This is a genomic window from Extibacter sp. GGCC_0201, assembly GCF_017566055.1.
Taxonomy (GTDB): domain Bacteria; phylum Bacillota; class Clostridia; order Lachnospirales; family Lachnospiraceae; genus Extibacter.
In genome coordinates this window covers 1-22932 of sequence record NZ_JABFCH010000015.1, presented here as the reverse complement: position 1 = coordinate 22932, position 22932 = coordinate 1, and the positions used below count along the sequence as shown (strand labels likewise).

At 54.9% G+C, this 22932-nt stretch carries 16 protein-coding genes; 1 reads left to right on the top strand and 15 read right to left on the bottom strand.

Going from position 1 to position 22932, the window contains the following annotated elements; genetic code table 11:
• Window positions 1–10: 10 nt before the first annotated feature.
• The 12 genes from HJV72_RS11070 to HJV72_RS11015 form a co-directional block, all read right to left on the bottom strand.
• Window positions 11–5065: a VaFE repeat-containing surface-anchored protein gene (locus tag HJV72_RS11070; RefSeq protein WP_208071020.1), complete on the bottom strand. Its 5055-nt coding sequence runs from the start codon at window positions 5063–5065 to the stop codon at window positions 11–13.
• Window positions 5066–5325: 260 nt separating this feature from the next.
• Complete coding sequence (locus tag HJV72_RS11065) at window positions 5326–5913, bottom strand: hypothetical protein (protein ID WP_208071018.1); 588 nt, start codon at window positions 5911–5913, stop codon at window positions 5326–5328.
• Window positions 5914–6052: 139 nt separating this feature from the next.
• Complete coding sequence (locus tag HJV72_RS11060) at window positions 6053–7030, bottom strand: MuF-C-terminal domain-containing protein (RefSeq protein ID WP_208071017.1); 978 nt, start codon at window positions 7028–7030, stop codon at window positions 6053–6055.
• An 84-nt stretch (window positions 7031–7114) separates the two neighbouring features.
• Window positions 7115–8635 (bottom strand): hypothetical protein, encoded by a 1521-nt coding sequence (locus tag HJV72_RS11055; protein ID WP_208071015.1) that lies wholly within the window; start codon window positions 8633–8635, stop codon window positions 7115–7117.
• A gap of 27 nt (window positions 8636–8662) precedes the next feature.
• The gene (locus HJV72_RS11050; protein ID WP_208071013.1) at window positions 8663–9664 is read right to left on the bottom strand and encodes a MuF-C-terminal domain-containing protein; all 1002 of its coding nucleotides are present in this window, start codon (window positions 9662–9664) and stop codon (window positions 8663–8665) included.
• Between the two features lie 72 nt (window positions 9665–9736).
• Window positions 9737–10336 (bottom strand): hypothetical protein, encoded by a 600-nt coding sequence (locus HJV72_RS11045; RefSeq protein WP_208071011.1) that lies wholly within the window; start codon window positions 10334–10336, stop codon window positions 9737–9739.
• Between the two features lie 59 nt (window positions 10337–10395).
• The gene (locus HJV72_RS11040; protein WP_208071009.1) at window positions 10396–11619 is read right to left on the bottom strand and encodes an ArdC family protein; all 1224 of its coding nucleotides are present in this window, start codon (window positions 11617–11619) and stop codon (window positions 10396–10398) included.
• Window positions 11620–12271: 652 nt separating this feature from the next.
• Window positions 12272–14692 carry a topoisomerase C-terminal repeat-containing protein gene (locus HJV72_RS11035; RefSeq protein WP_208071008.1) on the bottom strand — a complete coding sequence of 807 codons (2421 nt, stop codon included), beginning with the start codon at window positions 14690–14692 and terminating at the stop codon, window positions 12272–12274.
• Between the two features lie 96 nt (window positions 14693–14788).
• Window positions 14789–15874, bottom strand: a complete 1086-nt coding sequence (locus tag HJV72_RS11030) for a hypothetical protein (protein ID WP_208071006.1) — start codon at window positions 15872–15874, stop codon at window positions 14789–14791.
• 185 nt (window positions 15875–16059) lie between these two features.
• The gene (locus tag HJV72_RS11025; RefSeq protein ID WP_208071004.1) at window positions 16060–16824 is read right to left on the bottom strand and encodes an antirestriction protein ArdA; all 765 of its coding nucleotides are present in this window, start codon (window positions 16822–16824) and stop codon (window positions 16060–16062) included.
• Between the two features lie 14 nt (window positions 16825–16838).
• Window positions 16839–17279 (bottom strand): helix-turn-helix domain-containing protein, encoded by a 441-nt coding sequence (locus HJV72_RS11020; RefSeq protein WP_208071002.1) that lies wholly within the window; start codon window positions 17277–17279, stop codon window positions 16839–16841.
• 661 nt (window positions 17280–17940) lie between these two features.
• Window positions 17941–18798, bottom strand: coding sequence for a helix-turn-helix domain-containing protein (locus tag HJV72_RS11015; RefSeq protein ID WP_208071000.1), 858 nt, complete (start codon window positions 18796–18798; stop codon window positions 17941–17943).
• Window positions 18799–18911: 113 nt separating this feature from the next.
• On the opposite strand from HJV72_RS11015, the gene HJV72_RS11010 reads away from it, so the two are divergent.
• Entirely contained in the window at window positions 18912–19535 is a 624-nt protein-coding gene (locus HJV72_RS11010; RefSeq protein ID WP_208070998.1) for a ribbon-helix-helix protein, CopG family, read from the top strand.
• Between the two features lie 376 nt (window positions 19536–19911).
• On the opposite strand, the gene HJV72_RS11005 is transcribed toward HJV72_RS11010, so the two are convergent.
• From HJV72_RS11005 to HJV72_RS10995, 3 genes are all read right to left on the bottom strand, one after another.
• On the bottom strand, window positions 19912–20196 hold the full coding sequence (locus HJV72_RS11005) for a hypothetical protein (protein ID WP_208070996.1): 285 nt from the start codon (window positions 20194–20196) through the stop codon (window positions 19912–19914).
• Window positions 20197–20937: 741 nt separating this feature from the next.
• Window positions 20938–21912: an LPD11 domain-containing protein gene (locus tag HJV72_RS11000; RefSeq protein ID WP_208070994.1), complete on the bottom strand. Its 975-nt coding sequence runs from the start codon at window positions 21910–21912 to the stop codon at window positions 20938–20940.
• A gap of 444 nt (window positions 21913–22356) precedes the next feature.
• Window positions 22357–22932 (bottom strand): BspA family leucine-rich repeat surface protein (locus HJV72_RS10995; protein WP_208070992.1); only part of this gene is annotated, 576 nt, incomplete at its 5' end.

Genomic DNA, 22932 nt, shown 5'->3' with positions numbered 1-22932 from the left:
ATCCTAGAGGCTATTCCTCGTCGGACTCGCTATCGGTCTTGCCCTCAGCTGCAGCAAGCTTGCGATGACGGTAAGCATAGGCACCGGCACCGCCAGCCAAAGCTACGAGGGCGGCGATCAGCGCATAGATCAGCGTCATGTCGACGCCGGTCTTGGAGTATCCGTCGCCACCGGGGGTATCGAACGTATTGTCATCGGGCTCAGAAACCGTCACGGTTTGAGCCTCGTCGTCGATGTCCTGATGGTCTGCGATCTGGATGCCGTCCTTGTAGGCGATCTCGAACGCTACGAGGTCCTTGCCGCCGAGTTCGGATGCATCGAACGTGAACTCAAGGTCAACGGTACCGTCAGCCTTGTTCGGGACGAACGTGGTCTCAGCGGTAACGTTGCCGTCACCGACAACCAAAGGCTCGCCGGTCGATTTGTCCATCAAGGTGCCGGACACCGTGTATTCCTTGCCAGGAATCAAGTCGGTGTACTCGACGTGGTCAACGACGGTTGCCTCACGGGAAGGCAGGAGCGTATGGTCGCCATCGGTCTTGTCCGTTGCCGTTGTAGACAGCTTAGGTGTGACGATGGAAACGGTCTGCCCCTCGTTGCCGAGGTCGGACTCATTGGCGATCAGCTCAGAGCCCTTGAACAGGAACTCGAACACAACTGTGTCCGTATCCTCGTTGTAGATGGAGTTGATCGGGAAGTCCATCGAGACGGTGCCCGACTGCTCCTCAGGCGTGAAGGTCTTCTTCTGGATGCTGAGGCAGCTTACGATGTCAGGGTTCTCCTGCATCACCTTGGCAATGGCCTCGTAATCCGGGCTCAAAGGAAGCGCAGGTGCGTCCTTAGTGAGCTTGACCTGATCGTCGGTGTAGGTAGCAACCTCGGTAGTGGAGGAATCCTTCACCTCGGAGAGCTTCCAGCCGTCATCGCTCTTTGCAAGCACGTGCTGAACACCGTCGACATCTGTGTAGCTGTAGGAACCATTGGAGGCGGTAACCTCAAAGCCCTCGCCGAACGCCTTGCCATCGATCTCGATAGCGGAAACGTCGCCGGAGCCAAGCCCGCATGCGGCCTTCAGGTCGTCCGCGAACTTCTGCAGATCCTCAGTAGAGATCGCCGAGGCACCCTCGCCGGAGAGCAGCGGCAGACCCGTGGACTTGTCCATCAGGATACCTGCAACCTGGTACTTATCGCCTGGGATGAGGTTCTTGTAGGCGATCTCGTCGGTGATGGAGGACTCGGGATCGGCTGACATGTGCTTGTCGCCGTCAGCGGTATCCGTTGCCGTGGTGCCGACCTCGGGAGGAACAACCTCCACGGTCTGATCCTCGTCATCGATGTCTTCATGGAAGGTGATCTCGATGTCGTTGCGCAGAAGCTTCTCGAATGCGACCAGCTTCTTACCGGCCAAAAGGTCGGCATCGAACTCGAACACAACGTCCACAGAGCCCTCGGGCTTCTCCGGGGTGAACGTGGTGGAGCCGGTAACCGGGTTGCCGTCCGCATCCAGCAAGGCCTCGCCGGTTTCCTTCACCATCAAGGTGCCGGATACCGTGTACTCCTTGCCAGGAACGAGGTCCTTGTACTGAACAGCGTCCACGACGGTTGCCTTATGGTCTGCGGGAACTTCCTTGTCCCCATCCAAGCCATCGGTGGCTGTGGTGTGGACCTCTGGAACGATGACGGTGACAGCCTGTGCCTCGTCGTCGATTTCCTTGTGACCGCCGACTTCTTTGCCTTCACGCTGAAGCGATTCGAACACGACCAATTGTGCGTCCTGTTCGAGCTGGGAAGCGTCGAAGCTGAACTTAACGTCGATTGTGCCGTAGGTGTCCTTCGGGGTGAACGTGGTAGAGCCGGTGATCTCCTTGCCCGTGGTCGGGTCGATGTAGGCCTTGCCGGTCGCCTTGTCCATCAGCGTGCCGGAAACGGTGTACTCGCGTCCAGGAACCAAGCCGCTGTACTCAACGGTGTCCACAACGCTTGCCTCAGGATCCTTGACGATGTTCTTGTCTTCGTCAACTGCATCGACGGCAGTGGTGCCGAGCTTCGGCTCGGAAACCGTTACAGACTGTGCAATGTCGCCAATCTCGGTGTGGGAGGCTATTTCCTTGTCCTTGAAGACAACATGCTCGAATGCAACGAGGGTGTCTCCGTCTTTCAGGTTGGAGCCGTCGAAGTTGAACTCAATGTCAACGGTGCCGGCGGTGGTTTTAGGAGTGAACTTCGTCTCAGCGGTAACCGGGTTGCCGTCCGCATCGGTGAGCACCGTGCCGGTTGCCTTGTCCATCAGCTCGCCCTTGAGGGTGTACTCCTTGCCAACCGTGAGTCCAACGTAGGCAACGGTGTCCTTGACGGTAACCTGGGTATCCTTGACAACGTCTTTGTCGTTGTCAACGCCATCTGTTGCGATGGTGCCGATGGCAGGAGGCTTGACGGTGATGGTCTGACCACGGTCGTCAAGATTCTCATGGGTGTCGAGGATACGGTCAGGAGCCTCAGTGGCTGCTATCGTCTCGAACACGACGAGATCGGTAGAGTCGGTCAGGTTGGAGCCGTCGAAGTTGAACTCGACGAAAACATCCTGTTCCTGGCTCTTAGCCGTGAAGGTGGTAGAGCCGTGGATCTCGTTGCCGGATGCATCAACATAGGCCTTGCCAGTTGCCTTGTCCATCAGCGTGCCGTTGATGATGTACTCGGTGCCCTTCGAGAGGTTGTCGCAGGAAACCTTGTCAACGATAGTCACATCGGGCTCAGCTACAACTTCCTGGTCCCCGTCAGCCTTGTCGGAGGCCTGAGTGGAGATCGAGATGTCCTGGTCGGTCAAGGTTCCGAGGTTGACGGTGTTGTCAGCGTTGAAGGTGTTGTCGCGGGAAACCGTGAAATCCTTCTTGATCAGCTGATAGCCATCGTTCGCCGCACAAGGCAGCTCTTCCAAGGTGTACTCGTCATAGGGGAGCGCACCACGCTCATCGTCGGGATCGGTGATCTTGGTCTCATCGCCGTCCTGATACTGGCCGAACCAAACGCCGCTGGTCGAGTCGAGCGTTTTGCCCGTATCAAGCAGCTTGGCGATGAAGCCTTGAACGCCATCGGCATTCTCAGTCATAACCCAATCGTTGCCGTTGGTGTTCTCGGTGTGCTTGTTCCAGGATGCCTTGGTGGAAGCCTTGCCGTTCTCGTCAGTGACGATTACATGGGACTCGCCGGTGGTCTTGGAAGTGATCTTGAAAGGCACGTTCGCAAGCGAATGAGCATCGTCGGATGCAGCCTTCGTGAACTCCAAGTCAGAGCGGAACACTGGCTCAGCCTGCTCGGGAGTATTGTAGGAATGGATAATATCTATATTACCGTCAACAGTGATTTGACGAACAAAAGATTGATCCATACCGAAAGGCTGCGGAAGATTGTAGCCTTTCGGTGCCTTGATTTCCTTAATAACGACAGTGCCAAGTGGCAGTGAGATTGCACCGTTTGCGGCTCGATAGAAGTCGTCACCGCTTACTTTATAAGGAAGAGTGGCGGTAACGTTGCCGTCGGCATCATGCACTTCAAAACTTTGGTCTGCATAACGAAGATTTACATAACCATCTTCATCTGTTTGCAGAACCCATTTACGGGTAGGATCGCCAGATGCCTCGGCATCAGCTACAGAGTCATAGTAGCCATCGTAATACTCGACAGAGTATTGGGCACCATAGAGGGAAGCACTGCCAAGAGGCAGGTTTTTCTCACCGCTGTAAGTTTTCTCACCGTCGTACTTACCAAGCAAAGTACCAACAGGGTCGCTTTGCGGCTGGTCCTTCAAATTGGAAGTAGTCGTCTGACCGCTCTTGATCTCGATGCCGTGCGGCTCCTCGTCGAGCCCGTAGCCGTTAGGTGCCTTCAGCTCCTTGATGGTGTAGGTGCCGGAGGGCAACAGCTTCGACTTCGCGTAGCCGTTCGCATCGGTGGTGAGCTTGTCGACTGCCTGGTTGTCAGCGTTGTAGACAGCGTACTCGGCGCCCTCCAGGGAGTAGCAGCCGTTGCCGTCGGTGATGTCGGTGTTGGCAGAGGACTTGTTGATCTCAACCCAACCGCCGAAGTTCTTGATGAGCTTAACCTGTGCGGAAACGTGCTGATAGCCGATAAGACCGAACTGGTTGCGGCTATGGCCATCGGTAACTCCAGGAGGGGTGATATAGACGTCGTAGACAACCTCACCGGTCTCGGTGTTGATGCTGTTGAGGGTTGCCGTGTAGTTTGCCTGGACATTGGTCGGCTGTGCAGCCGAGCGGTCTGCGCAGGAGCCGGTTGCAGTGCATCCGGACAAGTAGCCCGTGAAGTTGCTGAGGGCGAACTGGGCAGGATGCAAGGACCAGGTAGCGCCGATCCAGCAGGTGCCGCTGATGCTCTGCGGAACATCGGAGGTCGGGTTGGTGGTCGGGACGATGGTTACATCGGCAACGGCCCACTTCGCCTCAACAACGACAGACTCCTTGACGGCGGAGTTGAAGTTGTACTGCTGGTCGTCTTGGGTGTACCAGCCGAGGAACTGCCAGCCATCGCGGGATGGCGCTTGAGGGGCACTGCCCTCAACGGATGCGTAGGACTTGCCCCATGGCACGGTGACAACCGTGTCTGCGGTCTTACCCCCATCGTTTGCCGATACCGTGACAGAGCACTGGGTTTGCGTCCAGATGCCGTTGACGACGGTGCTGCGGTTTACCTTGGTCGAGTTCCAGTCGAAGTCGGCACCGGTCTCGGCGTCAACCCACTTGAGGCTCAGCCCTTTCTCGGCTTGCTGCTCCGCGAGGTTCGCCACAGGCGTGTTGCCGTTTGCGTCCGTGTAGTTCACCGGGTCTGCGTTGACCGCTTGCCCGACGGTGAAGTCGCCAGCAGCCGACGACAGCACAGGCAGTGTATCGCTGGCAAGGCCGTCAACGGTGGTTGTCACGGTCACGTCGTTCGGGGCCGCAAAGGCGGGTGTCGGGTTGCTGAGCGCCCAGGTGGGCATCAAGCCCACGACCAGAATGAACGCGAAAAGCGAGTTCACGAACTTCGCGAAGCTTTTCTTCGCTTCTTTCATAAGCTTTCTCCTTTCTTATTCGAAATGAGGGATAAATCTATCTGATGATACCGCAAGAGAACCGTAATAAAACCGTAAAACACTCGTTTCAACTGGCATAACAACCCATAATCGCGGCAAATGCGTCTCAAGGCGCAACTCACAGAAAGAATCCCTCCGAACAACTACGCATCGAAACCCTGAAAAGCAAGGACAACCCGTTGCTGATAACATTCACAGAACCGGTTCTGAAACGACGAGATAGAATGGCTTAAATCCCCTTATTCCCAATCCTCGTCGTCATCCTCATCGGAATCCGCAACATTCGCTGCCTCTGCCTCGCGTATCTGCATGATTGCCTCAAGCGGGTAGCCCATGCGAGCTGCCAGTGCTTCCTCGGAAACCCCTGGGTTCGCCTTCTTCAGGTAATCGAACACCGCGCTTGCACGGCGATTGATGCCGGTCACATTGTCGTTGCTGAAGCACAGGATCTCCTGGTTACGGAACTTGGTGCCGTTGATCAGGAACCCTCCCTGCCTCCATGCCACCAACTCGCCGTTCACCGTGATCTGCGCAATCTGCTCAAGCTCGCTTTTCGACACCAGCAGTATTCTCTTGCCGACACGGCGCACAGCATGGGAGATGCGCGTATTCGAGTCCTCGTCCACAACCTCGAGGCTGTCCTTGCAGTCGGAACCGTCGTACCAGAACACATCAAGCGCGAAGCCCTCTTCCTCAAGCACGTCGAGCCTGGGACTGAACTCCGTCATGAGGTTCCTGCCGGTACGCCCCCATGGCTCGTTTGCGATGAAGTCGGTGGTTGAGAAGACATCGAGCTTTCCCGATTGGTAGTAAACCAAGATGTCCATATTGAATTTCCCCTTTCAAAAAAATCGGCGAATAGCCGTTCAGTGAGCGAAGCGAGCGTATCCACGTATCGTCGCAACTGGGGGCGACATCCGTGCGTGAGCTTCGCAAATTCGCAATTGGATGCGAACATTGCTCAGCTCATCGCGGATCAATCTCATGTTCCGGCTCGTTGCGCGATACCTTGTTGTCGTCTCGCTTGTGCTCAGAGGCATCGCGAACCTTGTTCACCATGCCTGAAAGGTCCATATCTTGAGCCTCTTCTTTTGTCTGCTGACCTGCGCTTTTAAACTTGTCAATGCATTTAGGCTGATGTATAATGGTATTAGGGCTAAGGCTTGAGTAGTTCCCGAACAATTGGCGTTCGGCCAGACGCTCAAGTTTTTGGCCCTGTTTTTTGTCTATATACACGATTTTGTCCGGTGTAAGCGCTCCCTGAAAATAATTCATGAAGTTGTCTTTACCGAAAACCGTGAGAACAAGATTGGTTTCAACGGTTTCCAGCTCATAATGTCCCTTGCCGTCTGGCTTGATGCTTGCGATCAATGGCAGCTTGTCGTTGTCAACTGCGCAAAGCACAACCAAGAGAGCATCGTCACGCGATGGATTGTCGGCCAAGATCACCGGTTTCTTGAAAAGCTCCGGCCATCGCTTTATCTGCGCGATGGTGAACCCATGACGATGAGGATGGTTGTTTGATTTTGGCTTCAAGGCCTCGCGTAAGTGGTTCTGAGTGTAAAGCATGGGCTTTTGCTCGAAACCGGCAGCAAGCAGGATTTGAGGAGTATCGCTGATCTTCAAGTAGGCGAAACGCTCCAATCCACCAGCTGAGGCTAGATCGATGTCGTCTCCGAATCGAAGATACTCCTGGCATTCTGCGGCATATCCGGCAAAATCCTGAGCCTTGTCGTTGCCTGCGATCAAGTGAACCTTGCGATCGGAATCGAGGTAGGTAATACGCTCATCCTCGGGCATCTCAACCGAGTCTTCGTATTCTCGGATAGAGAGAATGATCTCTTTGCTTTTCTCGCTGAGATTCGTGCTTTCATCCTTCTTATCACTCAACAAGGCCTGCAACGCTCTTGCAGGAGCGTTGGCTAAATCTTTCAGCAATCCCATATAGTTTCCCCCTTTGCAGTGCAATCCTTCTATTGTCCAACAGGGTAGCAGGGTCGCAACCCCACAACCCAGCAACCCAACGCCCTAACGCCCGTCATGTTCCGGCTCGTTGCGCGAGATGCTGTCATCGCCGTGCTTGTGCTCAGCCGCGTCCTTCAATTCTCCGGTAAAGGCCGAAAGTCCCATCCGATCATCGTCGTCGACCCCGAAGATCCTGTTGAACTCCTCATCGCCGATCACATCGGCACGAGCCGCCTCGATTCGCCAATCATCGACCCCAAACGTTTGCTCGTGCGCATACTCGCTTACAGCAAACTCAACGGTCCGTTGGATGTCGGAGCGGATGAACTCGGCAAGCGAATCAGACGGCTGGAGCTTAGATGCATCTTCGAAAAGATTCCCAAGCTCGGCGTTCCGTGCCTCATCGCTCAGCTCGTCGATACGCTCGAGGTCTTGGCGGGCGGCGAATCCGGCGCCATCGGTAAGCCGTCTGAACTCGATGTCGGTAACCCGCTCCACGCCGCCAGGCCATGCCCCATGGCAGGTCGCAACGAAACCCGTAACGGAGTCCCCGTTCATGGATAGCGCCCAATCGACACCGGACTTGTAATCCACGTTGTTCCGATCGAAGACAGCGGCCATTCCCTGGTTGATGAGCAGATCGTATGTCGGCTCACTGCCATGCTCATTGATGCGGACAGCGAAGGCGTCCACCTCGTTAAAGCGCGAAGGGTCGATGTCGGCGGCAATCACACTGTTTTCCGCCGCATGCTTGACCTCATCGATCTCATCCTCGCCGCAATCGAGGATGCTCCTCTCGTTGAGCGGCACAAGCTCCTGATCCTGGTCGAGCTTCGGATGCCCGAAGGCCTTGATGTCATCGGTCAGGGTAGGGTAGCAGGTCATGAAAGGGTCGCGCCCGATAGCCACAGAGCTGCGGAAGGCATCCGATTCATCGAAGAAGCGGAACATCTCCATGGCCTGCGCCTGCGTGAAGCCGGTTTCCGACAGGTCCGCCGCATCGCTGATTGTGAAAATCCCCGTGCCCGACTCCTTGACCCCATCCTCAAGGAACTTGAGGAACCGTTCCTGAAGCACGGGATCGTTCTCGCGGGCATAGGCAGGAGCGAAGTTGAAGTTCCACTCATAGCCGCCGAACCGGATGTTTCCGTTGTCGTACGCCTTGATTACCGCATCGCGCGATGCTCCCATGCCGTACGTTTTGGCAATCTCATCGATCTCATCGAGCGTCAGGTCCGCAATCGGCTCATCGAACGCATTGCCGTCCTGCTCATCGACGGTAAGGCTGTCCCCTTCGATAACGAAGTGCTCCTCATAGGAAGAGCCGACTTCCTGTCCGTAAACCTCAACTTCAAGCCCGAGCTGGGCAACAGTTGAACGGAAAAGGCTCTCCTCATCGTAGATGTCGACGCTGTTCAAGAAGGATCCATTGAACTCGCCGCTGAAACGGTTCGGCTCGTCGAATCCGAAGTTGTCGCATCCGTAGATGCTTGGAAACGCATCCGAGTTGAGAAGAGCACGAAGCTCTTCAATAGCCTCATCGGTTCCCCTCATGCACATGCTGTAACTGCCTGTGTTTGCCATGTCAAATCTCCTTCTTATGCTTTTAAGTTATCTGCCGTCATGTCCCGATCGCTGAACACGCTGCTCTCTGTGCCCCTTCGAGGCGGCTGCGTCTTTCAGAACCGTTGCCATGTCGGTTACGCCGGCACGGTCGTCTGCCTCGGTTTCCCTGCGATGCTGCTTATGCTCATGATGCCGGCTCCTTCCCTTGGCGTGATCGAGCCACGGTCTTGGCTCATATCCATCGTTGCAAATGCACCGTGGAAGGCGTATAATAGTATTTGAGTCAAGGCTCGAATAGTCTCTGGGGAATTGAATCCCAGATATACGTTCGATCTCTTGGCTTTTTTCTTTGTTTATGTAAAGAACCTCGCTCGGCGGAACCTTGTACCTGAGCTGAGAGTCCACGTTGTTCTTGCCGAACACGGTGATCAGGAAGTTCGAGTTCGCGTAGCGCATTCCGTCGTGGAGCCCCGATTTGGAGTTCGGCTGCAGCACCGCCAGAAGTGGGGACTTGTCGCCGTCCACCTGGTTGAGCACAACGCATATCCGGCTGTTGCTGTTCGGCGAGTTGTATATCAGCACTGGATCTTCGAGCAGCAACGGCACTTGGCACATCAGCTTCGGGTCGATGCCGTGGTTGTGCCGGAACTGCTCACCCTTCGAAGCCTTCGGGGCAAGAGCCTTCAAGGCATGCCGCCGCGTGTAGAGCAGCGGATCCGCCTGAAATCCAAGCTGCTGGTAGATTTTCGGTGTGGTTCCAAGAAGAAGGTCGTTTCTCAACGGCTGCTTCGCATCCTCTCCAGGAATCCTCTTTGCGCTTCTTCCATCCTCGGTGAAGCGAAGCGTTCCAAGTTGCCGTATGAATTCAAGGTACGTAGCGCATCTGCCGGCATATTCGAGGAGGGTAGGGGAGATCTCGCAGGTGATCTTCGGCTTGCCGCCCTCGATCTGAAGGAGGCGGTCGGAATCTTTCATCGGGGTGGAGATCTCATAGCGGTTGATGGTTCTGATGGCCTCCGCATATCGTTTCGCTTCCTCAATGTCCAACTTGTCCCTCCTTCAAATAACTTGCTGTCCGGTGCTCAACTAGAATAAAACCCTTGCTTCAAGTGCAGATAGCTAATGCGCACCATGGTCCAAATCGCCATACCCTTTGCCGGGTTCGTTGTGATTGTGCTCAGCAGCGTCCTTGAGGTCGGCTGCCATGTCTGAAAGCCCCATCTGCGAATCAGACCCTTCCTCCCAAGGCTCGATTCCCATGAGCCTTGCCACCGTAACGCCGTCTTTTCCGAATTCCTCCTCGAAATCGAGCCAAATCTCCTCGCGGGGCGTGCCGGCAGGATACTCGCGCCATTCGGCATCGATACGCTCGTTGTCGTCGATGCATACGTCTCCCAGTTCAGCCCAAAGCTCCTTGGCAAGGGCAACACGCTCAGACGATGCAAGTCCCGCCAGCTTCCCATCCCGCTCTGCAGCGATAAGCCCTTCCGCTTTCTCAGCGAAGTCCGGGAAGATGTTGATGTACGCATCGTCGCCGAACTCGATCACGTTCTGGAAGTCCTTGTTTGTCCAGATCAGATCTTCCAGGCAGCGCATCCCCTCCTCGCCGTAATCCTCAATGCCCTGCTCCCGGTTCTCGATGAAAACCATCTCGTCATCGCCTTGCAGGTCTATATCATTGATAACTTTCTTGAGGGTCTGTTCCATTGAATCGTTCACTTGAATACCTCCAAAACATCATGCTCTGCGATATGAGCCCAGAGAGCTTATGCCGAAAATCACCGCTCATTGCCGACGGTATGCTCCTCATGCGCCTGCTGGGCATCCTTATGCGCCTTATCGGCAGCTTCCCTAAGCTCAGCTGACCGGCTCGACAATTCCACTTGCCCGTTGTCCAGCGCAGGTGCCTTGTCCTTGTCATCTTTGCCCTTCGTGCCGTTCCCACGGAACCTTGCAGCCACTTCGTCGGGAATCTGCGCATCAAGCTCCTTCATATAAGCCCTACCAGGAGCCTCGCGCCCTGTTGCCTCCTCGTAACGGTCGACGATCATGTCGGTAGCCTGGGTGGCAAGCGAAGAAGCGCGGAATAGCACATCGGGGTCGTCAGAGATGACTTCTCGCCAGTTCTGCAGGTAGGCGACATGCTGCTTGTAGTGCTTGGATTTCGGGTCGATGTCGGCTGGAAGCCCGAGCTCTGACGCGCTGAACATGCTTGAAAGCTCGGCGACAAGCTCCTCTTTGGCATACTCTTTGGAACCGAATGTTCCTATCTGCGAGCGATCGAGGGCAGAAGGATGTCCGGTTGAGTGCCCCATCTCATGGAGCATGGTGGTGGTAAACGAGCTGTAGCTGTCGAAGCTGTCGCGCGGCGGCATCTGAATCCGGTCGAGGACAGGGGAGTAGGCCGCTATGTTGCCGCCGCCCTCGATGATAGGGCAGCGAGATGACTCGATCAGATCTTCGATAAGCTCAAGATTCTCATCATCGGTACATTTCTCGTTTTCGGGTAGGGGAGGAACCGGATGGTATTTCGATGCATCTCCGCCGGTACGTTCCGCCCATTCGTCGATTTCCTCCTGAGTCATCATCTGCGACAGGTTGAAAACCGGATAGGCCCGGTTGAAGCTCGGTATCAACTCGTATGCGTCCGGGTCGTTGTCCGGTGCATCCCGATCGGTTTTAATGCGCTTCATCTTCCAATGCTCGATGACGCACGAGCGTTCTCCTTCGCGCAATCGCCATCCGGCAGCCTCAAGGTTCTTGAACGTGACCCATCTCGGATCGGCGTACCCATGAATCATGGCCATGCCAAGAAGATGCGTCCTGTTGCCGCCACGGTAGGTTACGCCGGTTACCGGGTTGTGCGGAGCCGCCATATCGTGCCATGGCTTGACCCATTCGAAGCCGCCCTTGTCCATGTCCTCAATGACCTTATCTACGATCTGCTTGCGTTGCAGGTCTGCACGTTCCTTTCCCGTCAGCTTCTTGCCACCAGAGGCCATACGGCATCCCTCCTCATTCTTTAAGCTATTGCATATTCTACCAGCAACTCTGGTAAACCTTTCCAATTACAGCCACTATTACGGCAAACCCATCTGGAAAGCAAGCCGTTGCACCCGAAAGCGCAGTGCATTCCCCTCTGAGGGGGATGCTAGCAAGCGCTGCCGTGCATGAGCTTCAACAACCTCACAACCCAGCAACCCAACGCTGCAACAACATAAAACCACTGCGGCAGCTGCCCAAAACTCCCAACAACAAGAACCTTCTCTTCAAAGCCTTAGCGGAAATTTCCGGAGCAGTGGGAGAGTGTCAACATTAAAAGGCAACATAACAGCCGGCACCCCATATTCACATTCAAATGCGAATATGCCGGAAGAGCCGATCAAGAAGCGGAAATATACTGCTGATGAGGCGCTGAAAGCGCTTATTTGTGGTAAGAGATGGGAGAACAACGATGCAAATCGACAAGACGACATGCCTCAACGGCGCACTTTGGAGATCCGACAACTTGGCAGGAGCCGATGCGGAAACCGGCAAGGGATTCTCCGGCACCAACCGCCCTGCCAAGATCGCTGAACCTGTTAGCTGTGTTCGATGAAAACACCCGCAAAACCCAAAAGAGCCGAAGGCAAAGCGCCCTCGGCTCTTCTCATCTCATCGCTTTTTCTTCTTGCTGTCGGGAAAATCGAAGGTCACGCTGCACTCGACGACATCGAGCTTGAGCTTTGCGTCGAACGTGCTGCCGTTCTTCCCTTTGAATCCCTTGATGAGCCCTGTCTCATGCTTATCGAGAAGCGTTTGCGCCTGCTTGTCGGTGAGCTTCTTATGCGCGATCTCCCTGAAGAAGCGAAAGCCGCAGCCGGCAACTGAATGCCATTTGCCGTCATCGCCCTTCTCGCTTTTGTTTGAGGAGCAGGTGATGGTCTTGTCGGTCAGCAGAACGTCCTTTCCGCATCGCGGGCACTTGCCGATTGCCTTGGCGTTCTTGGATGGGAACACGAACTTAACCTTGAGGTCGTTGGGATCGAGCTCAAGGTACGCATCGAACGCCTTGCCGCTTTTCCCTGCAAAGCCCTTGATGAGCCCTGTGCGCTTGCCGGAGACGATTGCCTCCACCTGCTTCTTGTCGAGCTTCTTATGCGCGATCTCTCGGAAGAAGGAGAACCCGCAGCCGGCAACCATGCTCCATTTGCCGTCGGCGCCCTTCTCGCGCTTGATGGATGAGCAGGTTGCCACCTTGTCGCCTAAGAGCACCTGCTCACCGCATTTGGGGCAGTCCCCAACAGGATCGCCGCCGAGGGTGAATTGCATCGAGTCGAGCTTCGAGGCGTTTGCCTCCATGACCTTGACATCGTGGGCAACCATATCGGCAACCTCTTCAAGCACATCTTCAGGATCGAGCTTGAAGTCGCCGACCAGCTCCATCTTGTCGAAAAGCTCCTTGGTAACCGAAGGATCCGCAATGCGGCACCCATCGATAAGCGCATAGCTCACCTTTCCGCACTCCGTCAAGGAGAGGTTGCCACGGCTCTCTGCAAGAAGCGACTTCTCGATACCGGACTTTGAGATGTCGGCAAGGGTAGAGGTGCGTGTGGCACCGGTACCCACGCCGTGCCTCTCAAGCTGCTTGTTCAGCCATTTTATGGTAGGCCTCTGCGGCCGCTGGTTCGCACCCTCATGGACATAAGGCACGGCAGTGTCGGAGAATCCCTTGCCGGTTTCCTCATCGGCATCGTCTGCGGACTCGCCGTCTGCATCGAATACCTTCTTGAAGCCTTCCTTGCCGGGAATCGGAACGCGCGTGTCTCCAATGTATTCGGGGAAGTCCGCAATATGCCCCTTCACAAGCTCGTATTCGTAATCCTCGCAGAGGATGGCAAGGTAGTTCTTGGCAAGCGTCTCGTAGATTGCCTGAGCCTCCTTGCCGTATTTGGCAAGGTTCTCCAAAGAGCCTGGCACATTGGGACCGGGGCGGTTGGCGCCGTGGGCCCCGCCTTCCTTGACATGCGTTTTGCGCGGCTCGGTATGCGTGAGCAGCGATGCGTCGATGCCCACAACGTCGGCGATTCGCTTTGCGAGCGGCAGAAGCTCGGTGAACTGCTCAGGCGTGACCGTCTTGTCCTCGGTACGGGGATACGACACAACCTGCGCCTCGTACATGTTCTGGTAGGTCTTCAGCACCGATTCTGGCTTGAACCCCTCGTTTCGCGCCAAGATAGCGGAAAGCGCAGCCAAATCGAGCAGCTTGCCAGGTGCAGTGCGCTTGGAAACCCTTGAGTCCTCGACGACATCCGACTCATGGAGTGCGGACAGGTCGACCTTCTCCTTGCTGTCGAAGCGAATCTCGGATGGGTCCTCAACCTTGCGTGCGAACATATTGCCGTTCGCATCCTTGAAGCGAGCCTCGAAGAACGGCTTCTTCACGTAGCTCTCATAAGCCTCTTGCTGCCGTGCCACAAGAGCCACAATGACGCTTTTCAGCCGTCCTTGCCGAACGGTCGCCCTGTAGCCCTTCCCGCGTGCGATCGAGGTCGCAGCGCGAACGAATTGCATCGATGAGAGGTCCCATCTGTCACGAAGGAAACCTTTCTGGAAGTCGCCGTCTGCTTCCATGCTCTCGATGCGCTTCCTAGTGCAAAACGCCTTCTGCACCGATTTCGGCGCCTCGTCTGGGAAGTACATGCGGGATGTCTTCCCATGCCAACCGCACCATTCAAGAGCCTCCCAAGCAAGGACCTCGCCCTCGCCTGACGGATCGTCATCGGTTGCGATAGCCACCTCGTCGACGTCCGATAGCTCTTCCTTGAGCTCCTTCAGGATGCCATCGCATCCGTCTTTAGTTTGCTTTTCCCATGCAAAACGGGTCAAATCCCATGGCAAGTGCCTTGTTGACCACTCGGCTACTTCATCGTGGTAGTCGTCCGGCACCTGTTCCTCAGGGTCTTTCAACCCGCGCAGATGCCCCCTCAATGCGCATATCTTGTATTCCTCGCCGTTGTATCTGCCTGCGGTGCCTCCAAGTGCGGTGGCGAAGTTCTTCTTGGCAGACGGCTTCTCAGCCAGAACAAGGATCATATAACCATTCCTTTCTTTCAAAAATCAGTGAGCAAAGCGAGCGTATCGATCCGCGCAGCGGCTCAACGAGCGTAAGCGAGTGCATCACCTTTCACCTTAACGTTCTCCGCCCTCACGCACTGCGAATGGCGAAAAGCCCCTGACCGATGCCTGCCTCTGCGCAGCATCGCGCAGCTCGTCGGTCCTGTCCGAAAGCCCGATCTGCCCATCAGCGGAAGCAACGTCGAAATCGTCAAGGGAATGCCCATTCGAGCAGAAGAGCTGACCGCCGAACCGAACAGCCTCTCCGTTGCGCTCATCCTCATCTGCCAAAGTGAAGGGCGACTGCCACTCGCATCGATCGACAAGCCGCATGGCATACGAAGCGTTCCCCTCTGCGGCATCCAGAAAGTCACCCCAACCGAGCGCATTTTTTCCCTCATCGATCTCATCCAGGTTGTCCGGAGCATATTGCACCGAAACGTACCTGTCGGGAACCAAGCCGCATTTCGCAGAGATGCTGCACTCGTCGGCAAAGCACCATCCGCATCCGTCCTTCTCCATGGCCCTCACGATGTAATCGATTGCGGAATGCTCGTTGCGGGTAGGGCAGAAGCCGATCTCCCCGTCATGCCACCGGTCCGGCTCGTAGAACGACGCATGCTTCCAAGCGTTGCGGATAACCTCGCAGCTTTTCGGATCAACGATCTCCGAAAGCTTAACCTCGGCACGGTAGATGCCCATGACGCGTCCACGCTCAACGTCAACGCTCGGCATCAGCACGGTGCCGGTCCGCGCGTTGTAGAGCCCCTGATCGGTCCGCATGGCAACACGGGCCAAGGCAAGCGCATCCTTGGTGCTGATCTTTCCGTCAGCCTGCTCGGCTTCCAATGCGAGCAGAGCATCCGCACGGCTCATCTTATCGACATCGTATCCCGCTGAACCGAAGTACCCCTCAACGGCAAGCACAGCTTCCTCATGGGTATCGAATCCTTGATCATCGATCCCCATGTCCTCCTGCGAGAAGCGGAAGATGCAATGCCACGGTTTTTCATCGCCTTCCGCGCTTTCCCATACGCTGCCGGAAAGGAAAGTGCCTTCGCCGAAGTCAGCCGACAGGACAAGCTCGTTTTCCTTCGCATCGCCCGCAGCCCACTTTGCAGGGAACCTATCACTCTCGGCAACAGCAGCAAAGTCGCTCATGAAATATACCTCCTTATGCCTGCTGGTTCTATTTACAAATGCCCAGGTCAGGCGTATAATTAAGATATACAGAAAGTTAAATCATCTGTATATCTTGTTTTGATTTGTTTGGTTCTCGGCAACGGGAGAAAACGAAGGGCGGCAGCGCGAAAGCGCATGTCGCCCTTGTTCGTTGCCCGCAAAGCCTAACGTGCGTCAATATCATGGGAATGGGTGTTGTCGCGGGTATCGTGCTTATGCTCAGCAGCATCGCGCAAAGTGCCCATCAGGTCCGAGAGCCCGACTTGCTCCTCTTCGAAGAAGCCCTTGTCGTTCTGACGGTCGTATTCCTCGCCGATAAGCTCTTTAAGCTCATCAAGGCTGTACATGTTCAAGTTCGGGGCCTCACCGCTGTCAACGAAGAATCCGCTGTCAGTGAGGGTTACCTCATCGATGATGGAACGATCGTAACCGGTTCTCTTGTAGTCGATCGCGATGCCTGCGGCTTCGATGCTCTCCTTTAGCTTAGGGTTTTCATCAAGCACATAGAACGCATAGTTTTCCTCAGGGGTGTCGCCATCCTTGTACTCGAAGTCGACCTTCTCAATGAGGTCGGCTTGTTCAATGAGGTTCATAAGCTGAGTGATATTCTTGGGGGTATGGAAGCTATCGATCCATTCCTCAACTTTATCGAGATCGTCAGGATCGGCCATCTTGAGCTGCTGTGCGAGTATGTTCATCTGCTCGGCGGTCGCATGGGCGAAAATCTCAGGATGGTCGAATGGGACCCCATCGAGAAAGTCTGCGATATAGGTTTCCTCATGCATCGGCGTAACCAATCCATTGCCTTCCAAGAACCCCTGAAGCTCCGATCCGCTTACAGGCAAGGTGATCGCACGGTCTCGCAACTCGCCCTCTGCATAAAACCCCTCGTTACCGATAAATACCGTGATACCGTTCGAATAATCCATCTTAAATATCCCTTTCACTGTTGCCGTGCATCCTTGTCGTTTTCGATATGCTCACTGTTTGTTGCCCTTGCGGCTGCCTCGCTTGCGTCGCGAACCTCAGCCGCCCGCACGTCGAGCCCGATCTGAGATTGAGCTTCTTCCTTGGTATCGCCGAGGTGTTTCCTGGCGTACGTTCTGAACGCGGTATGGGAGATGCCGAGCATCTTGCCTGCCTCACGTTGCGAGATTTCGCCATGTGAGTACTTTTCGAGAACGGAAGAAAACCCTTCGATCTGATCGGCGCGGCGAATCTTGTCCTGGTTGAGCTTTTCGCGGAATCCCGCTATCCAATCCGAGACGACGGATTGGGATACCCACAGCTCGTCGGCGATTTGCTTTTGAGTCATCTCGCCGGCAACCCATTTGCTGAAGTAGCTCTCGAAGTCGTCCGGCATTTTCGTAGAGTAAAAGCCCATCCTTCTCCTTCCTCTTGATGAGGGTGCCGCAGCCCGGATCATTAGCTGTGCGTGAGCCTCATTGCTGATCAACGGCAGCGCAGGGTAGTGGGGTAGCACCTCAACAACCCGGTAACCCAATACCATATTCGCATTCGGTTGCGAATATGGTGACTCCTTGCCGTAGCTGGAAACGCTCCCTCGTCGTACCGCCGTTCCCATCTACAGCAAGGCATAAGTTGCTGCCTGAGACAATTTGTTTGTTCCCAAAGCTAATGCATATTCTACCAGCAGCTCTGGTAAACCTTTCCAATTACAGCCACTATTACGGCAAACTCATCTGGAAAGCAAGCCGTGAGTACGGGAAGCGTGTGAAAACCCGTCATCGACAATAAAAAAGCCCAGCTTGGACGGCAATCCTGCTGGGCTTGGGAAGACGAAGCTATCGTCTTCTGATGTATGACACCATTATACCATTGCAAAAGTCCTGCGTCAGCCGCCCACGCCCGCAGCAGCAACAATCCTCTCTCCAAAGCCTAAGCAGAAACCTCCGGAGTAGTGGAGAGCACCAATGCACAGCCGAAAACCTCACGGCAACACCCTCCCAAGCCACGCTCGCTGAACCCAGAACGCATCTCCGCCGTCATTCTCCCCAAATTCGCATCCGATTGCGAAGATCAGCTCATCCTGTTGCAAGGCAAGTCATAGTGGATTTGCCAACTGTGTATCGTCTCGGAACCCAATGCATCATGTTGCTAAGCTGGAAGAGGGCATGCGCCGCCTGCAGGGGATTCAGGAAATCGTAGAACACTAAAGAGCTGGCAGGCACATCTAGCTGTCGGGCGATGCGGTGCCGCAGCCCGTCATCGGGCAACTGCCGCCCTTGCTCGAAGCTCCGGTACTTCGCCACGCTGATGCCGAGCAGATTCGCAAAGTCGCCCTGCAGGATCCCACGCTGCTTCCGCAACGCCGGAAGCTCCTTGGAGAGGAGCCAAGCAGAGAAGCCAGCATTGCCGCTTGCCTCAGGACGCTTGTCCTTCAACTCGAAGGAGCATCTTCTGGGAAAGTCTTCTTGGCTGTAGCTTTGCCGGTACCTGTCCTGCCAAGAGAGCATGTCGGCAACCGACATGCGGCCGGAGCGCACCTGCTCCGTGACCGAAAGCCAATCTGAGAAGAGCTGAACCATGAACTCGCTGGTAGGAATAAGGCAGCAAGGGCCTTGTGCCTCGTCTGAGGTCAGGTGCATGACCCCGTAGTCTTCGCAAAGCGATTTCAGTGCAGCGAGCACTTCGCCGATGTTTGAGAAAGAGTAGATGCAGAGGCTTTCCCTTGCCACGCCAAGGGCCTGGGCAATCGGCAGAAGATGCTCGTATTCCGGGCATACCTTGCCGATCTCGTAGGCCCTAACGGAGGTGACGGCAACGCCCATCGCATCGGCAAGGCCCTTCCTTCCCAATCCCGCCTCGGTCCTGAGCCGGGTGATCTTTGCCCCTATCAGCTTCGGGTCGAGCTGCCGGTTGAATACCCTTGATTTTCCCATGCTTGTTTCTTTCAGTACGCAATTCGCTGTTCAAGTCCCTTAAAGACTCTCTTGCAATTATACTAATTGCAATGCATTCTGCTGACTTCTTTTGTAGTTTGGAAAGGAAAAACATGACGAAGCAGATAACGGTGAGGATGCCCGATGAGCTCCTAGAGCACTACGATAAGTTGGCAAAAAGGACAGGTGCGAACCGAACAAGTCTCATAGTGGAAGCGCTTGACCAAGCAGTAAACGATTTGGAAATCACGAAGCTTACCGAGAAGAATCCGCTTTACCAGTTCGGTTTCCCCGACGAGGCAGTAGCGAAGACTGGTGGAGCCGCCAAGTTGAGGGAAGATGCACAGTGCTTGGGCTTTGTCTTCGGTGGCATGCGAATCCATGCCAAGAATCCGGATAAGTACAGCCGGTTTCTTCCTCGAAGCGAAAAGGACATGTTCCAAGGTGAGCATCTGCTCGGGGTTTACGAGGACGATTCCTCAAAGCCGAACTATATGGACATCTGGCTTGAAGCGGGAATGCTCGGTCTGCAAAGCGATGCAGGCAGCCCATCCTTGAGCGATGCCTTGAAGTCGGTGGACGTTCGGTTGAGGTTGGTCGAAGCAGAAGGCGAAACGACGCAATGCATTGCCTTTTACAGGAAAGGAGACCCAACGTTCTACGGGCTTGGCAGCTATATAGCGTTGGTCGATCCAATCAGATGGGAACCGGTTCAAGACCCAAAGAATCGCAACTGAAATCTGCTATAATGCACCCATACCGCCGTCAGGGCGGGAATACGCCTGCGGAGAGCGTACCTTCCAAGAGAAAATCGCGGAAACCGCTCGTTGAAACAGGAAGACCAGGCAGATTTTTCGGTACTTTGAGATACAACGTCCCAGCTCATGCGCAGTTTTCGGATGTATCAGTTTCAGTACCAGGTAATCTGCCATGGTTGCTGAACTCCACCTGCATGTAGGAGCCCAGCTTGTCAGTTTGAGACCTGCCTGATCTGCCACGGTTGCTGAACTTGCTCATTTTCATTTCTTAACATCGCAACACAAAGAAGACCCCAAGCACCATCGGTGCCTGGGGTCTTCTTCATTCGCAACGTATCGAGGCAGGATCAAGGAGCTACTTGAGCTTCTTGATCCTCCTGAGCGCATCCGCACGCTCCAGCTCATCGGAAAGCACAGCTTCCCGTATCTTATCGCTCCGCTCATCGAGCCAACCTTCAAGCAGTGCGGGATCTATACGCTTCCAATCCGCATCTACGATACGCAAAACGATTTTCCCGATTATCGATTCGGCAACGCCCAGTGCGTCCTTATCGGCTTTCCTCTCCGCAATCTCCAGCTCTTTTTTCTCCGCCATAAGCGCAGCGATCTGAGCCTCGATGCTGGCAACAGTCTTTGCCATCAACAACACCTCCAATAAAAAGCTTTCAGGACAACTACGCACCGAAAGCGCGAACAGCAAAAAGAGCAGGCACCCCCACGACCAAGAAGGGCACCTGCCATGATAACTGCAGACAAAACCTACAGTAAGGAGACCATCCAATTGTACCAAACGCAGGATACCCCCGCGAAAGCCGCCCAAAACTCCCAACAACAAGAACCTTCTCTCCAAAGCCTAAGCAGAAACCTCCGGAGCAGAGAAGAGCACCAGCGCCTAGCCGAGAACTCCCAGCAAAACCGCAGGTCAAAGACTGAAGACCTTACGATCCGCAGGCTTACATGGGGAAACAAAGCGATGAAAGCTGCGTTCGAGTCCGTAAAGCAAAAGCTAACAGCCCAAAGCTAAAGTCAAGGTAAACATCAATGCAAACAAGAACAGCCCAGAAGCAAAATGCCTCCGGGCTGTTCTTGTGTATGCTAATATTCGCATTCAATTGCGAATATTAAGCAGCCGCAGCCAAATCATCACCTGTCTGCGAAGCAGCAAGCAGTGCTTTTCGGTTGGATTCCCTTATCAACTTTTCCAGTTGTGATAATGATACGACCTGCTGGGCTGCTTGTGGGGGAGGGACACGCGAATAGCCGCTGTAACCTATTCGTTCCATGAATGAAACCTATAGAGTACAGTAAAGTCAGAGCGAAAAAAGAACGACCCTAGGCAAAATGCCCAAAGTCGTCCTGATCAAAGATCTAACGGAAGTTCCTACCGCGCATCGTCACCGAGCCCGAGGTCCTGCATGTCCCGCGAATCGCTTTCATGCGATGCGGCATCCCTTGTGTCGGAAGCCATGCTCGACAGGTCGTAGCCGAAGTCCTCGTTGTCCTCGAGATCCTGCTCGAAATCTTCCAAAAGCTCAGGATGCTCGCTCATAGGAGTAGAGAACCCTTCGGCATCCTCAACAGCATAGTCGGCGAACTCCCTGTTGACGGCGGCTATCGCCTCGACATCCGATCGGGTTGGTGTCTGATTCTCCCCGAAGCTGCGCATAACATTGAGCGTATCAATGGCGTTGCGCCCGCTGTCCTTGTCCCCAAGCTGCTTGATGGCAAACGAAGCCTGCTCGTCGGTCAGGCTCGCGATCTCGCCGTTGGCCTCATCGAATCCCAATGCAACCACATTGCCGAAGAGGACGGAGTGCAGGTCGTTCTCCTTAGCCGCATCCATAGGGGCACCCGGCTGGCTGAACTGGCTGATGTACTCGACCTTAGCCATACTTTCAGTGGTAAAAAGCGCACGGTTCGGTTCCCCAGTGAACATTCCCTCGTCGTTGACCCACAGGTCGATGCCCTCATCGCGAAGCACGTTGACGTTCTCGATGTGTCCTTGAACCGCCATCTGCATCTGCTCAAGCGAGTTGTTCAGATCGATGTACACCGTGCGCGGCTCCTCACCAACAGGGAATACAACGCCGCGCACGGCAACCCCCATCTGCACGGCAAGCTGATCGATCTCCTCTTTGCCGATCCATTCCGGCTTCGCATCGTCAGGGAACGACTCCCAGATGGCACGCATGCAGGCAATCTGCTTCTCAGGGTCGTTCTCCGCCCAAAGATGCCTCATGCTGCCCGCTTTCAGAGCGTATTCGCAATCCGCTTTCATTCTGCTGAGCATCTGGTACCTGTACGTGATGTCGGTGTTCAAGATACTGTCAAGTTCCGCCTGCGTAGGCTGTGCCATACGGCATCCCTCCTCATTTAGTAAGCTAATGCATATTCTACCAGCAACTCTGGTAAACCTTTCCAATTACAGCCACTATTACGGCAAACTCATCTGGAAAGCAAGCCGCGAGGTGTGGGAAGCGCAGCGCATTCCCCTCTAGGGGGGATGCTAGCAAGCGCTGCCGTGCGTGAGCTTCAACAACCTCACAACCCAGCAACCCAACGCTGCAACACCATAAAACCATTGCGTTAGCCACCCAAAACCCCCAACGGCAACAATCCCTTTCTCCAAAGCCTAAGCAGAAACCTTCGAAGCAGTGGGAGAGTGCCTTGCATTCGTTGAACCAGGAAAACCGTGCAGGTTGCTGAACTCCGTCCAGATACGTCAAACTCTCCCAACAACCAAGAAAGCCCAGAGGCAAACACCTCTGGGCTTTCTCATTTTTGCATCCGATTGCGAATATCAAGCTGCGGTGGGCTCTTCCTGCACGATGTCACCAGACGCCTCTTCTTCTTTTGCGCCTGCCTCGTCAGTAGCAGATGCCGTGTTGCTGCCCTCCGTCTCACTATCGGCAGACGTTTCGCCATCCGTCTTGCTTGCATCCTTGTCGTTGCCGTTCTCGTCGGAAACGCTCAACGCATCCCTGTTTCCCTGCTCTTCGCAAAGCGGGGCGATCGCGGAATCCTCACCGTCCTCGTCGCTTGAGGCTTGCCAAGCCAACGGAAGGATCACGCCAGGGGCGTTGGTGTTGAAACCATTGTGGCCGCGCACTTTGTAAACATCCCATTTTGAGCAATCGAGTATAAGGTTTGAGCAGCTGGTGAACATAGAGTGTGCGTATTTGAGGCTTGAGACATCCCAACCGGAGAGGTCGCCGAGCGTGGTGATGGATGAGCAGCCTTTGAACATGCCGCCCATCTTGGTCATCTTTGAGACATCCCAACCGGAGAGGTCGCCGAGTGTGGTGATGGATGAGCAGCCGCTGAACATATAGGATGCGGTGGTGAGGCTTGAGACATCCCAACCGGAGAGGTCGCC